The sequence below is a fragment of the Bacillus sp. RC252 genome (assembly GCF_044909215.1).
Classification (GTDB): domain Bacteria; phylum Bacillota; class Bacilli; order Bacillales; family Bacillaceae_G; genus Bacillus_A; species Bacillus_A mycoides.
This window is the reverse complement of sequence record NZ_JBIYDV010000001.1, coordinates 305,563-320,221: the sequence shown is the minus strand read 5'-3', so window position 1 is coordinate 320,221 and position 14,659 is coordinate 305,563. Positions and strand designations below refer to the sequence as shown.

Here is a 14,659-nt window from a genome sequence, read left to right as displayed (position 1 = left end):
AATAATAAGTAGAATGGAAGGCAAAGGAAATATTGCGTTCCATTCTATTTACTTTAAGGCAGTAAATGTGGCAAGGGGTTTTTTAAGTGTAGTGAATCTTTTATGTTCATTCGGGATAATATATGTCCAGATTTGAAAAATTGTTGCTGTAACTTATGAGAGCCTATTTGTATTGTTATGGTAGTTCCGTTAAAAAAATGAATGTTTGCTTTGTTAGTTTTTTGGGGAAACTCTATCTCCTCTATATGGTTATAGAACAACCAAATGCAGTTTGGAGAAGAAGGAGATTCTGTAGGGAAAACGCAAATATATTCTTTGTGATTAATCGGAATTGGAACATTTTGTTTGAGCTTAAAGTTTATTTGGACTGCATGACGTCTACCTTGATAAGTAGAATGAACATGTGTTAGACAAGATTTCTTTATGAGTTAGATAGCTGTTTGGCAAGAGTACAGAGGGTTTCCGCTACTGTCGATAATTTTTGTCCGGTAATAAGGGTGTTTGCAAGGTTCGAGCATCATTGTAGAACTAGAAATAAAAATATCATTCTCATTATCCATGATTCTAAAATCCTCCCTTATAAAAATTGTTATTCTGAATATAATTATATACGAATTATGTAAAATTATTATTAATCTTTTGTTTCGTATTGTAAATTTTTACGGTTCGTTTACAATCAATAGATGATAGTCTTTCTAATTTGCATCGCTTGTACATATATATGAAAATAGAAAAGAGTAGGCGGTGATATAGCATGAAGAAAAAGTATATTATTATGGCTCTAGCTGTTGTTCTCTTAGTTTATTTAGCAAACAGTAATCCGGGTAAGGGAGAATATACGGATTGGGCAGCAAAACAATTTATGAAGCGTAATGATGTGAGTAAGAAGCTAGAAGAGGTTGAGAAAGAAAACAAAGAGGGTATACTTGGCGATCTAGCATCGGCGGGAAAGAAATTAGCAAATAAGTATGTTGAACCACAAGTTGGATTATTAATTGAGCATTATACAAAGCGAAATGATTATATTTTCTTCTCAACATATACGACAGAGTTTGATTTAGGCGGAGAGAATTATAAGTATGTTTGTGTTGGTTTTTCAAACATTTTTATTCCAATTGAAATGCCGAAGAAAAAAGACGAATCTGCAAAATAATGCAGATTCGTCTTTTTGATTTACGGAGTGATTTGAACTTCAGATACGTTTTTTTCTATGAGGCGAGCCCCTTTTTTACGAGTATTTTCACTAATTGACGAAAATACAGATGAAGAAAGAATGGTATCCATTACTTGATTTACGACTAGTTCATTTATTGGTGTGATGGGATTTTCGATAGAAAAGGCAACTGTTTTTCCATCTTCTTTCACGAAAATTAACTCTAGTACTTGCATGCTTTATTCCCTCCTTTTTAATTATAGATTAGAAAGATCTGACGTGCTTACAAGTTGTACAGCGTGAAGTGATGATTGTTGTAGTGAAGCAAGAGCACGTGCTACTTCATGTACTTTTCCTAAATCTGCATTTGTTTTCACACGTTTGAATTGTTTGTTCTTAAAAACTGTTTTACCGTTTTTGTCTAATCCTCCGTTTAATACAAGGCGTAAAGTTAAATCCATTACGATTGTTTCAACTGCCATGTTTATCACCCCCTTTCACTTTATAAATAGGGTGTAAATGTCATGTTTTGGCGTGAAATTTTTTCTTTTTTTTGGTACTCTTAAAAGACTAAGAGAGGGGTTTTCGGGAGAATGAATCGTAAATGGTTATTTTGGATTCCTGTATTACTATGGATGGGGATTATTTTCTATTCTTCAGCACAGCCATATAAAAAACAGGATATGCGCTCGAATATTGAGCAATATGTAAATGTTGAGTTTGTGAAAGAGCATTTTTCATGGGTATCTATCGATTATGGGGGAGGTACACCTGTTAGTATCGCAAATAAAGGTGTAGGTGGATTTGTTGAGTTTTTCCTTCGTAAAGGTGCTCATTTTATGGTGTTCTTTATGCTCGGTTCATTGACGTATTATGCTTTTCATCGATCGGGTTATTCGAGAAAAAGGTGCTTTGCATACGCCCTCCTTTTCGTTGCGGGGTATGCAACATTTGATGAAATTCATCAATGGTTTACAGGAGACCGTACACCGATGTGGCAAGATTCATTGCTTGATACGTGCGGCGGGTTAACAGGAATTATAATAAGCAATTGGTTTTGGCATAGAAAAAGGAGCTAATCTCAGTTAGAGATTTGCTCCTTTTTCATTTATCCCGCTATTTGTAGGAATAGAAACATCCACCTTATCCCGCATTAACTGCCCGTAAAAGCCCGATTGGTGAAGGCTAATAATCAGTGGGGGATGAACAAAACCCCACTGATTAAAGTTTCACTTTATACGCCAAGTAATTCTTTTAGTTCGTCGGTTGATAGTTCGGTCATCCAACTATCGCTTGTAATGACGGCGTTGTTTAATGATTGTTTTCTTTCTAACATTTCATCAATCTTCTCTTCAAGTGTTCCCGTTGTAATAAGCTTATGAACGTGAACGAAGCGTTTTTGACCGATGCGATAAGCACGGTCTGTTGCTTGGTTTTCTACAGCTGGATTCCACCAACGGTCATAGTGAATGACATGGTTGGCGGCAGTTAAGTTTAATCCTGTTCCGCCGGCCTTTAACGATAAGATGAAGATGTCATACGTTCCGTTTTGGAACTGCTCAATCATCTTGTCACGCTCTTTCTTCGGTACGCTCCCGTTTAAGAAGAGGACGCGCTGACCAAATGTTTCTTCTAACATACTTTTTAGCATGTTCCCCATGCCAATGTACTGAGTGAAGATTAAGCAACTTTCATTTTGGTCTTTTATATTTTCGATGAGCTCCATTACCGTTTTTGTTTTCATAGAGCGCTCGACGATATTTTGTGGTTCTTCTTCTTTCAAATAAAGGGCTGGGTGATTACAAATTTGTTTTAGCTTGTTCAGCATAAGTAATATAAATCCGCGTCTTTCAATTCCGCTTAATCCTTCTACATTTTGTAATGTATCTTGAACAAGTTGTTCATATAAGGAAGCTTGTTCGCCAGTTAGTGGACAATAAGCTTTCTGTTCTTGTTTATCTGGTAAGTTTAATGCGACCGTTTGATCTTTCTTCGTGCGACGCAGTAAAAATGGCGAGATAAACCGCTGAACTTGCTGGATTTTTCCTTCATCGCGGTCCTTTTCAATCGGTGTGACGAAGCGGCGCTGGAATTGTCCTAAGCTTCCGAGATACCCATGATTGATAAAGTCGAAAATAGACCAAAGCTCAGCAAGTCGGTTTTCCATCGGTGTACCGGTTAAAGCAATTTTGTGATTTGCTTGTAGGTTTCTTACTGCTTTCGACTGTTTCGTATGTGGGTTTTTTATATTTTGTGCTTCGTCTAAAATAACAGCGTCCCAGCATAACGTACTAAGTTCTTCTTCATCAAGCTGAGCTAATGCATAAGAAGTTAATATAACATCTGCTGATTGAAGAAAATCTTTAAATGACTCATCCTTAGATCGGTTACTTCCATAGTGTAACTGAACACGTAAGCTTGGTGCGAAACGCTCAAATTCTTTTTGCCAATTTCCAAGGACTGATGTTGGTGCCACAATTAATGCAGGACCTGTTTGGAGATTGTTTTCTTTAGCGTATAGTAAGTAAGTTATCGTTTGAATACTTTTTCCGAGTCCCATATCATCGGCTAATAACGCTCCAAATCCAAGCTTTCGTAAGTATAGTAACCACTCAACACCGTGTTGTTGATACGGGCGGAGTGTTGCTTGTAGCGAAGATGGTACATCTACTTTTGGAATATCTCCAATGTGCAGAAGTTTTTGGAAAAGCTCTTCGTAATATCCATCTAGCTCGATTTCAATATCGGTAAACGGACTATCGTCTTCTACAATTTCTGTTTCTGCCGTATTAGATAAATGTTGCTGCAACACATCTTTCATTTCAAGTCCATATTTATCGGCACGGTGCATTAGTTTTTTTACCTCTTCAATAAAGGCAGGATCAAGTCTCATCCATTGACCATTTAAATTGAAAAGACGTTTGTTTTGTTCAACGAGTTCGAAAAATTCGCTTTCTGATAAATCAATTCCGTCCGTTGAAATGCGCCAGTCGAAATTAACGAGCGTATTCATGCCGAAGAAAGACTGTGTTTGTGCTGTACTTTGCTTCAGCTGTACACGCAACCTCGGTTTTGTTGCTTTTAAATTTTGCCACCATGATGGTAGTAAAATTGTAATACCTGCTGCCAGTAATTCATTACTTGCTTCGGTTAAGAAGTTCCAAGCTTCCGTTTCAAAGAGTTCTTCTCGGAACTTGTCGTCTTCTTTTAGCCATGGTACGAGCTTACTGAATCCTTCTTGTGTTTCAAGGATACGTTCTTCGTAATCGTGCCATCGTTTTGGTAAGGAATCGATACTTTCATATACATATATGCGATGTGCACCACGTTTTGGTGTAACGATTGTTTCAAGCTTCCACATTTCAAGTTCTTCTTGCGGTTCTTGTAGTCTTAAGCCGACTGTAAATGGAAGATCATCTTCAATGTAACCAATTTTTCGAAGCCAATCTTCTTCATGTAGTGCTGCTTCCAATTGCCTTTTCGTAAAGTCGTAATGTTCATATAGTCTCTTTGCATCTTCCCATCCGTCATTTGAGCGAGCATCTTGCAAAATACTTTCGTTCACAGCGGTAGAGAAAAGAGATGCTAACATGTCATCTTCAATTGAGGTATTCTGAACTTTCCAAGATGGCTGCTGAGACCAATGCTTCATGTCAGGTGCGAAGCTGCCGCTGACGAAAGCGTCCCATAATTCACTTGCGTCCTTTGTAAGTGCCGTAATAGGACCGTTCATTTGCATATTTGCAAATGAATTCATCGGTTTATTTGCGATGTATTCAAATGCCTGGGCATTCGTTAACATAACGCCTTGTTTTCCCTCGTACGTTGCTTCTTTTAAAAACGTTCCGTAGAAAGAAGTAGAGTGCCATGCGAATGCATTTTTTTTCCAAGTTGCTACGGATAAGAGAGTACCGCTATCATCTTCTCCCCAAAGGAACCAACCTTGACTAACGTGCTGGAGCCTAATTGTTACTTCAGTTTGTATGATCATCGATTAATTTTCCTCTCCGTAATTCCTCTTGTAGTGCACGCAGACGTGAATGTAAGTTAGCGATATGAATAATGAAAGCATCCCATTCATCAGTTCGCTTCAGTCGTTTATAAAGCATACGTAATTTTTTTAAGTAACGAACGGCACGTTTATATGATTTGCGATTTCGCTCTTCAATTGCTTCCATTGCGGCATGGTGATAGAGAGGAAGTGCTGCTTCGGGCGCTTCTTTTTCAATATCTTTCAATGGTTCTTTCAAAAGTTCGATTACTTCGAATCCATATAAGAGCTGAAGTTCCGTCCATGCATGGTATTGTTTCTTCGCAAGTACATATTGTTCATAATTGGTGAAACTATACGGTAATAGTTCTTGTAAAATCATTTCTAATCCCGCTTGTTCATTCGTATGCGTTGCATATGTCTCATACATCATCACAAATAATCGAACGATATCTTGTATGAAGACGGTATTCTCTTGTTCCGTTATCGTTTCTTTTACTTGTTTATAAGTAAAAGAAAGCCAATCTTTAGCGCGGTCCCACTCCATCGCACTTAATAACTCTTCTAACCAATAGAAGTAAAGGCTCACAACAGAAGAAGGCTGTTTTTCCAGTAATTCCATTGCCGATACATCTTCACCGTTTAAAAAGAGCAGATGAGAAGATGCTAATGCTTTGGAAAGTGGATTGATTTTAGTATCGATTCGTTTTTTTTCTTCTTGTAGCTGCTCTTCTGTTCTTAACAGTTCACCCCATACGTGACGATAAATGAAGAATCGCTCTTGTGTATAGGCATCGGTAGAGAAGAATGATTCATGTATGAGCCGCGCTGTTTCTTCTAAAATCGGTTTGGATTCTTCTGGAATCGCCTCTGTTTTTAGGTCCCTAACGGTAGATTCAACTTTATCAACGAATAGGCGAACGACGTTAACTGGTTGGTGATAAGAATATAGTTTGTTTGCTTCAAATTCTTGAATTTCTTCTAATAATTTTTGAAAGCAATAAAGTGCCGCGTGCAACTTAAATAATTCATGAATAGCAACGATGCGCGGAGCTTTCCGTTCTAATTTTGTATAGAAGTCTGTAAAAAGACTCATAAGAAAATACATTTGTTTATAAGTGAGCCGCGCTTGTTCTTTTTTAAATGATTCATATTCATTTTCAAAGTATGTTTGCCAACTTTTATAATCCATTTCTTCAAAAGCTGATGATTGCAATACTTGTCGTGCAGTTCGAATAGGAGGAAGAGAAGGTTTTGTATTATTTTTGAATAAAGTTAATACATCTCCTACTTGCCCAAAACTAGAAGCTGCAGATAGTAACACAGCAAGCATATGCTGACATTGCGTTGGCGCGAAGCAATCGCAATAGCTTTCAGTGACATTACGAATCGGGATGTGAACGCTATATACACTGCCTTCAGCATTTACAGTTCCGGATAGCGTATAGCCATCAAAGTCAACGTTATAGACAACACCACTACGATATAGTTGCCGAGCTGTAGCGACATGCTCTTGATCAGCAACTTGCTGTGGATCAAGCCCTTGAACGAACTCATTCGCAATCATCATAATTTCATCTTTCGTAATTGAGTCTTGCAGCATAATATTCCTCCGTACACAGATTTCTTTCCTTTACCATTATAAACAAAAAATGCTCAAAACAGAAAAAATGAAATTTGGATTACAAAAAAGGATGTTGCCTAGTTGAACTTTCCTACTAGGTAGCATCCTTTTTGGGAATTAAGAGCGTGATTCTTGTAATACCGCTTTTACATATGGATCATGTAATATTTGTTTTATAATTGGTAACATGTTTTGCTCGAATGGAATATCAATAGGGAATGGCTTTTGAGAGCCTGGTTTTATTCCGTATTGTACGAGTTTGTAATCTGTATTTTCTTCAGACTTGAGCACAATTAATTTATAGCGATTGTCATCACTTGCGAGTGAGAAGTCAATTGCGATAGCATCATATGTTATATCATCTTTATATATGTACGGTTTTGGTGTACCGACCCAGTCTACCTTAGCTTGTAAATTCATGGACGTCACCTCCTTATATGTATTATATAAAAAATAAAAGCCAGCTCTCAATAAAGAGAACCGGCTGTAACTTAGCAGTCATTGGTTATTTTAAAATTTTCACTTTAACAGTTTTGCGTCCCCATTTGTTAGCAGCGCTATCTGATCCAAGTAGAATGTCGATACGGTTACCTTTAATTGCACCGCCAGTATCACCAGCGATTGCTTCTCCATAACCTTCTACCCATACTTTAGATCCTAATGGGATTACTTTCGGGTCAACAGCGATCATTTTCATGTTTGGGTTCGCTGTTAGGTCATGACCCATTGCAGTTAATACACGGCCGCCGTATGTGCCACCGTTTTCGCTCGGATGAGCTGTATATGCTGTAGCTACAACTGTTAACTCACGACCATTAGAAGGTTCGCTAGTTTCAGCAGCTTTCACAGCAGGCTTAGCAGCTGTTTTTGCTTGTGCTGCAGGTGCTTGAGCTTTAGCTGGTGCTACAGTTTTAGCAGGAGCAGGTTGTTCTTGTTTCTCGATAACAGGTGCTGTACCTGTTAAGAAAGGAACGTGAACATAAGCTGTTTTCCCGTTATATTCAAATTGTAACCACTCATTTTGTACTTGGTTCGTTGTTTCGATCATATCGTCTTTCTTAAGCGTTCCAAGAATTTCTGAGTTTGTGTTCGCTTCAGCACGTACATTTAATACGTTAGCTGTTACATAGTAAGAGTTCTTTGTAAACTCTGCACTTACGAATGCGTCTTTACCATCTAATTTGATTTGTGACCATCCGTTTTCTGTATTTAGAACATCTAATTTATGACCATTCTGTAATTTACCGACAACTTTTGATTCAGTAGTAGGGTTTTCTCGTACGTTTAGTACGTCTGTTTTTACAACAGTTTCTGCATTAGCAGATGCGGTGAAAATCCCAAGACCAAAAACTGCTGCTGTTGCTATTCCAATTAATTTTTTCATGATAGCCTCCATTGCGTTTGTTTTCGTGTCCTCATTATAGCAACAGATTTTTTCGGATTTTGGGAAAACACACAATTACAAACCATTCGTAATAAGTCGTTAACACTTTGTAATATAGCTAGAATGAGAGGAAAGCGTTTTTCATTCCATATAATTAGTAGGTTTCTAGTTATATTCAAAATATTTAATACAACGTATTTTTTTCGGCGTAAATAAAAATATTACAAGGGTGTTACATAATGATTACTATACAGTTACATTCCTTGAGTATTTTACCGTTTTATGGGTAATATAGTTATATAAACATAAACATCTCGTTTGTGAAGTTATAAACACGCGCTATATACTAGCAAAAAACCGCATAATTGTTACAAGAAGAAAGGGTTGTAAAGAATAAATCTGCCCTTTTTTAAAACTGTAACACATCCTTTTTTGGGAAAATCTCTTCCCATCCGCATTTTTCTCACACAATTTGACAGTAGTATTCCAATCTTGTAGCTCTTGCAGAGTGGAAAGGTTGTACGGAAGGTAAGGCTGTCCATAAGAACTCTAATTGGTGAAGGCAAACTTGAGAGAGCCGAAAGAAAATCACCACAAAAAAATATGGTTTTCTATCCGATTTAACATATCGGAATTTATGATTTTTACAAGAAATGAAACATACGAAAGGGGATTTGATGAGGAAACTGACGAAAACATTTATTGTCTCATTAACATTATGTATTGCATTTACACTTTGGGGGATTATTCCCGAATCTATTATTGGAAAAGGTAGCTTAGGAAATGTAACGACTATAATTCAAGCTGCGTTAGTTAGTAAGTTTGGATGGTTCTATATTATTTCCGTTTCTATTTTCTTAGGAATTGCTATTTTCTTAATTGTTTCTAAGTACGGTTCGATTCGTTTAGGTAAAGATGATGATGAACCTGATTATAGTTATATGACATGGTTTGCTATGTTATTTAGTGCCGGTATGGGAATCGGTTTGGTTTTCTGGGGCGTCGCAGAACCGATGAACCATTTATACACACCTCCGTTTGGAGAGAGTGCGACTGAAGAGAGTGCACGCCTTGCACTTCGTTTCTCATTTTTCCATTGGGGATTACATCCGTGGGGATTATATGCACTTGTAGCATTATGTATTGCGTATTTTACATTTAGAAAAGGAAGAGCAAGTACAATTAGTGCGGCGGTCGGTCCGCTATTTAAAGGCGGTGAACATGGCCGTATTGCCCATATGTTTGATGTTCTAGCTGTGTTTGCAACAGTATTTGGTGTGGCGACATCATTAGGACTTGGGGCAAAGCAAATTGCGGGTGGTGTTAGTTATTTAACATCCATTCCAAACTCATTACCGACACAGCTAGTAATCATCGGAATTGTAACTGTTCTTTATATGCTATCTGCGCAAACGGGACTCGATAAAGGAATTAAATATTTAAGTAATGCGAATATTATTTTAGCGTTTGCACTTATGATAATTGTATTATTTGCAGGTCCAACAAACTTTATTATGAATTATTTCACTTCAACAATCGGTTCATACATTCAAGAATTGCCAAGTATGAGTTTCCGTTTAAGTCCATTAAATGAAGGCGGAAATCAATGGATTCAGTCATGGACAATTTTCTACTGGGCATGGTGGATTGCATGGTCACCATTCGTAGGTACGTTTATTGCTCGTGTGTCACGCGGGCGTACAATTCGTGAATTTGTTGTTGGTGTGTTACTCGTACCAACAGTAATTGGTGCGCTTTGGTTCTCTGTTTTCGGAGGAACAGGTATTCACATGGAGCTATTTGATGGTGCAAATATATATGGACAAATTAAAGAAATGGGCACAGAAGTAGGATTGTTTGCTATGTTAGACCAAATGGGTAGTATAGGACCGGCTTTATGTGTGTTAGCTATTTTACTTATTTCAACATTCTTTATTACATCGGCAGACTCTGCTACGTTTGTTCTAGCGATGTTAACGACACATGGTAGCTTAAACCCACCAAATCGTATTAAAATGGTTTGGGGTATTGTTCTAGCGGCGTTAGCCTCGATCTTATTGTATGTCGGAGGATTAGAGGCGCTGCAAACTGCGTCGATTATTGCGGCCTTCCCGTTCGTATTTGTTATTTTCTTTATGATTGCAGCACTATTTAAAGAGTTGCAAAAAGAAGGACGCATGAAACAACATTAATAATAGGAGAAAAAAATTCTGTATATATAAATAGTATTAGGACTGCCGACATTCGGCAGTCCTTTTTCACTGTTCTATACTATTGTAGGAAAAGCATTACTTTGTTACGGAATACTATAGATATCGGTAATTTAAAAAGAAAAATCGATATAGTTCGACAATATCCGATATTTTACACATTATATTCATATTTTTGACAAAAATATGTCGGAAATGTGTTGTTACTTTTATGTATATGTGCTATATTATTTCCTGTAAGCGATTTCAAATAGTTTTAAAGCGCATTCAAGGGGGACAACTAGAATAATGAAACGTTACGAAAGAAAGTGGAAGCATATTTGTTTGAAACGTGTGGCACATCGAAATGCCCAAGAAAGCACGGAACCAAAGACTGAAACTCGTAAAGAGCATCAAGAGAAGCAATTGGTTCTACAAAAATAGCAATCACTTTTTCGTATATAAATGAAGGTCGATCGTTCGTTGGGGGATGGACGTGAAATAACTTTCAGCTAAGGGGTATTGTCTGATATATATAGTATTACGGTAAAAAATAAGCACAGAGCATACGGCGCTCTGTGCTTATTTTTTAATGAAATCTATTTTTCTTTTTTAAATCGTACTGTTTTATCCCAACCAATTACTTGTTTCTTGCTCTTTGCACGTAAGTAAAGAATGAGACTGCGAATAAACAAATACGTAAAGAGCTGTGCGTACGTAAAGTACATAATGACGCTTATGAAAATGTTGGTCGGTGTAAAGGTTCGTTCGACGCTCTGAGCACTAAATAATTGAGAAACATATGTAATATATGCGACATACCACATAAATAGTAATGGAATGCTATATTGAATTTGGAATATGCCGAGCAGTCCAATTACAAACCAAACGTTTGAAATGATTAGGAATAGCCAAAATACGACATACACTAAAACTTGTTGTAAGGAATGGACGAGAAGTTTTCCTTTAAAGAAGCTTAACGAAGAAAACATTTTTTCTAAAATGTATAAGTTTCCTTGAAGCCAACGTGTCCGCTGTTTTATAAGGATTTTTAAATGTTCAGGTTCTTGTTCCCATGTAATCGATTCCGGGACGATTGGTAAGAGATAGCCCTTTTGGGTAATTCTTAATGTTAATTCGGCATCCTCTGCAATTGCATAAGGATCATAGCCGCCAAGTTCTTCTAATGCGGAACGACGAAGAAGCATGTTTGTTCCGGTTAGTGAACCTGTTTGGAATAATAGCCAGCGTCCAGATTGCATAAGGAGCTGGAAAATCTGAAATTCTAATGAAATCATTCGTGTAAGCCAGTTTCTTTTCTCATTTACTGTACGAACGTGTCCAACTGCTCCAACGGCATCCTTTGTTGTTTCAGCATGTTCTACGAGCATTCGCAGTGCATGTGGTTCAGGTTGATTATCTGCATCGTAAACACAGAAATATTCACCATCCGAAATGCTAAGGCCGTAGTTTAATACACGCGATTTTCCTTTCGGTTCGCCAGGTGGTACACGAATGTGATGAATATGAGCATAAGCTTTGTCGAAATCATCTCCAATTTCAGGTGTTTCATCTTGAGAGTTATCGTTTAATAAATAAACGTTTAGTTTGCCTGGGTATTCAATCTTTGCCATTGCTTCTAATGTATCTTTAATAACAACCCCTTCATTATGGGCAGGTATTAAAATATCTACACTTGGATAATGTTCTAGCGTACGATCTTTTCGTTTACTATTTCGATGAATTAAACCCGCAATTGTTAAGAAAGAGTAATAAACGAGTAAACCAGAGAATAGAAAGGCCGTAAAAATCAATACATATTTAATTGAAAATGTGATGCTGATCCAGAAAACAAGTACACAAAACAAAATAAATAAAAGAAGCATAACGAGTGTCATCATAATGTGATATGTCCTTTTGTATTGATTTGTTCTCGTTTTATTTTAATATCTTGAATTGCTTCAGCAGCAAGCCATTGTGCCATTTTTGGATGTAGACGGTTCATTACAATGTCAGCACCGGCTTCATTTGTATTTTGTAATAAAATAACTAATGTGTTGCTGTCATATTCAGCAGCAAGGTCAAAGTCAGCTCTGACTGTATCAACTAATAATGAAGCTACACGATCCATGACACTTTCTTTCGTATATTTACTAAAGGAAGTGAAATCAAAGAAAATGATAATGCCTGTTTCATTACGACGATTCATCGCAGTTGTTAATAAAGCTTGTCGTCTTTCGAATTCTTGTCTTGTTAATAATTTTGATTCTCCAATGTATTGCTCAAGCACTCTTACCCGTTCAGTTAACTCTTTATTTTTAAGGATAACCTTTTTTAATAGATGGGTTGAAATATAAACAATGAAGAAGTTAGCTGCCATCAGGAAGTGGGTAATAATATATTCCCATTGATCTGATGTACTCCATAAGTGAAGCCACGCTTGATAAAATAAATAGAATACTGAAATGATTGTTCCCAGTATGAAGAAAATAAATGCTGTTTTATCAGGTAAAAATAAGAATAGTACATTTATGATGACATATATAATTGTAAAAATGAGCGCGTGCTCATATTTCGTCACATGTACAGTAGTAAAATAAAATAAAATTTGTAAAATCCACATAGAGAGGACTTTATAGGACTTATCTTTCACGAAACTTTCCTCCTTAAAAATAATTCGTGCTGGATATTTGTAGTATGCACAATTATTAAGAAATGACCATGTAGCTGGAAGTTTTTTTGGGGCGAGATACATCAAGTAGTATCCCTCTTTTATAAGAAAAAATAAACAGACATACTAATTATTGTAACATAGCGTCTATACATCTATACATAAAGTATTTAATATATATGAAAATTATATTTATGTTATATAAAAAAGCCTCCTCTTTAAAAGAGGAGACTTTACATGAGTTTATCCCGCATTAACGGGCAGTAAAACTCCCGCCATAAAATTCGGCTGGAGCAAAGAAGTTAGGTGGGAGTTCAACTGCCCGAAAACGCCCGATTGGTTCAACTAATAATCAGTGGGGGATGAAGAAAACCCCCACTGATTAAAGTTTCACTTTATAGGAACATCATACCTGCGACTGCTGCGTTTAAGAAGTTCGCTAGTGTACCAGCGATAACTGCTTTAATCCCTAATTGTGCAATTTGTTTACGGCGAGTAGGAGCTAACGTTCCTGTTACACCTAATTGAATTGCGATAGAAGAGAAGTTTGCAAAACCACAGATTGCAAATGTTAAAATCATATTTGTTTTTGCAGAGAACTCTGCCATGTGTGGTCCTAAGTTTGCGTATGCAACGAATTCGTTGATTGCAAGTTTTTGACCGATAAAGCTTGCTGCTTGGATAGCTTCACCTGGAGAAACCCCGATTAAGATTGCAAATGGTGATAATAAGTAACCGAAGATTAAATCAAGGCTAAGTTTAATATCGAACCAAGAACCAACCCATCCTAATAAGCCATTTAATAAAGCGATTAATGCAATGAAGGCCATTAGCATTGCAGCTACGTTAATAACAAGTTGTATACCTTCAGATGCACCGCGTGCAGCTGCATCGATAACGTTTGCGTCTTCACGCTCTGTTGAAAGTTGAACATTATTATCTACTTTTTCTGTTTCTGGCATAATTAGTTTTGCAATTAATAAACTTGATGGAGCTGCCATAATTGCTGCTGCTAATAAATGTTCTAATGGAATTCCCATTGCTGCATATCCGACAAGAACTGATCCGGCAACAGCTGTCATACCACTTACCATAATAGTGAAGAATTCACTGTTAGTTAAACGTGCTAAGTATGGTTTAATTAAAATTGGTGCTTCTGTTTGTCCTAAAAATACAGTTGTTACTGCATTTAAGCTTTCTGCCTTAGAAGTTCCAAGAAGTTTACTTAATGCACCACCAACGATACTAACAAATTTCTGCATAATACCTAAGTAATATAAGATTGCAACTAATGAACTAATAAATACAATTGGAAGTAGTGCTTGAATAACGAAAACAAATCCCCAAGGGCCTTTTGCGTTGACTAAATCCCCAGCAACGAACCTAATTCCCTCGTAAGAAAAATTAATTAATCCTTGAACGCCGTCAGCAGCAACTTTTAAGCCTGCTTTTCCAGCATCCCATCGTAATACGATAAATGAAAATGTCATTTGTAATGCTAGCGCGATTAAAATTGTGCGCCAATTAATAGCTTTGCGGTTGGAAGATAGTAAGAAAGCAATTGCTAATACTCCAATCACGCCGCCAATTCCCCATAAAACATTCATGCAGTGTATGCTCCTTCCTCATAGTAAAAAAGTGTATAAA

The 14,659-nt window shown here is 36.9% G+C and carries 13 protein-coding genes and 1 pseudogene; 4 read left to right on the top strand and 10 right to left on the bottom strand.

The features are described 5' to 3' along the window. Nucleotides 1-53: 53 nt before the first annotated feature. Nucleotides 54-560 (bottom strand): annotated as a pseudogene (locus ABH960_RS01675) (competence protein ComK). 194 nt (nucleotides 561-754) lie between these two features. On the opposite strand from ABH960_RS01675, the gene ABH960_RS01670 reads away from it, so the two are divergent. Then, entirely contained in the window at nucleotides 755-1,153 is a 399-nt protein-coding gene (locus ABH960_RS01670) for a DUF4359 domain-containing protein (protein ID WP_002034805.1), read from the top strand. Nucleotides 1,154-1,173: 20 nt separating this feature from the next. Here ABH960_RS01670 and ABH960_RS01665 read toward each other — a convergent pair whose 3' ends face one another. Next, the gene (locus tag ABH960_RS01665) at nucleotides 1,174-1,389 is read right to left on the bottom strand and encodes a DUF2922 domain-containing protein (RefSeq protein WP_002129997.1); all 216 of its coding nucleotides are present in this window, start codon (nucleotides 1,387-1,389) and stop codon (nucleotides 1,174-1,176) included. 21 nt (nucleotides 1,390-1,410) lie between these two features. Beyond that, on the bottom strand, nucleotides 1,411-1,635 hold the full coding sequence (locus ABH960_RS01660; protein WP_002016256.1) for a DUF1659 domain-containing protein: 225 nt from the start codon (nucleotides 1,633-1,635) through the stop codon (nucleotides 1,411-1,413). Nucleotides 1,636-1,746: 111 nt separating this feature from the next. Here ABH960_RS01660 and ABH960_RS01655 point away from each other — a divergent pair, with 111 nt between their 5' ends. Next, entirely contained in the window at nucleotides 1,747-2,232 is a 486-nt protein-coding gene (locus ABH960_RS01655; protein ID WP_404442214.1) for a VanZ family protein, read from the top strand. A 155-nt stretch (nucleotides 2,233-2,387) separates the two neighbouring features. On the opposite strand, the gene ABH960_RS01650 is transcribed toward ABH960_RS01655, so the two are convergent. The 4 genes from ABH960_RS01650 to ABH960_RS01635 all read right to left on the bottom strand — a co-directional run bounded on the left by ABH960_RS01650 (nucleotide 2,388) and on the right by ABH960_RS01635 (nucleotide 8,152). Beyond that, on the bottom strand, nucleotides 2,388-5,144 hold the full coding sequence (locus tag ABH960_RS01650) for a DEAD/DEAH box helicase (protein WP_404442211.1): 2,757 nt from the start codon (nucleotides 5,142-5,144) through the stop codon (nucleotides 2,388-2,390). Then, nucleotides 5,128-6,747, bottom strand: coding sequence for an SWIM zinc finger family protein (locus tag ABH960_RS01645; protein WP_113936229.1), 1,620 nt, complete (start codon nucleotides 6,745-6,747; stop codon nucleotides 5,128-5,130). The genes ABH960_RS01650 and ABH960_RS01645 overlap by 17 nt, the downstream gene beginning before the upstream one ends. A gap of 138 nt (nucleotides 6,748-6,885) precedes the next feature. After that, the gene (locus ABH960_RS01640; RefSeq protein WP_404442207.1) at nucleotides 6,886-7,188 is read right to left on the bottom strand and encodes a DUF3910 family protein; all 303 of its coding nucleotides are present in this window, start codon (nucleotides 7,186-7,188) and stop codon (nucleotides 6,886-6,888) included. An 85-nt stretch (nucleotides 7,189-7,273) separates the two neighbouring features. Next, nucleotides 7,274-8,152: a cell wall-binding protein EntA gene (locus ABH960_RS01635; RefSeq protein ID WP_404442204.1), complete on the bottom strand. Its 879-nt coding sequence runs from the start codon at nucleotides 8,150-8,152 to the stop codon at nucleotides 7,274-7,276. 677 nt (nucleotides 8,153-8,829) lie between these two features. Between ABH960_RS01635 and opuD the strand changes: the two genes are divergently transcribed. Both opuD and ABH960_RS01625 read left to right on the top strand, forming a co-directional pair. Then, a complete protein-coding gene (gene opuD, locus ABH960_RS01630) occupies nucleotides 8,830-10,344 on the top strand; it encodes a glycine betaine transporter OpuD (protein ID WP_113936233.1) in 1,515 nt (504 codons plus the stop codon). 306 nt (nucleotides 10,345-10,650) lie between these two features. Continuing rightward, nucleotides 10,651-10,785, top strand: a complete 135-nt coding sequence (locus ABH960_RS01625; protein ID WP_002068447.1) for a hypothetical protein — start codon at nucleotides 10,651-10,653, stop codon at nucleotides 10,783-10,785. Nucleotides 10,786-10,940: 155 nt separating this feature from the next. Here ABH960_RS01625 and ABH960_RS01620 read toward each other — a convergent pair whose 3' ends face one another. From ABH960_RS01620 to ABH960_RS01610, 3 genes are all read right to left on the bottom strand, one after another. After that, complete coding sequence (locus ABH960_RS01620) at nucleotides 10,941-12,242, bottom strand: glycosyltransferase family 2 protein (protein WP_340814356.1); 1,302 nt, start codon at nucleotides 12,240-12,242, stop codon at nucleotides 10,941-10,943. Beyond that, nucleotides 12,239-12,994 (bottom strand): diguanylate cyclase domain-containing protein, encoded by a 756-nt coding sequence (locus tag ABH960_RS01615; RefSeq protein WP_201053373.1) that lies wholly within the window; start codon nucleotides 12,992-12,994, stop codon nucleotides 12,239-12,241. Before ABH960_RS01615 ends, ABH960_RS01620 begins: the two co-directional genes overlap by 4 nt. Nucleotides 12,995-13,407: 413 nt before the next feature. Continuing rightward, on the bottom strand, nucleotides 13,408-14,619 hold the full coding sequence (locus tag ABH960_RS01610; RefSeq protein ID WP_002016182.1) for a NupC/NupG family nucleoside CNT transporter: 1,212 nt from the start codon (nucleotides 14,617-14,619) through the stop codon (nucleotides 13,408-13,410). Between the last annotated feature and the right edge of the window lie 40 nt (nucleotides 14,620-14,659).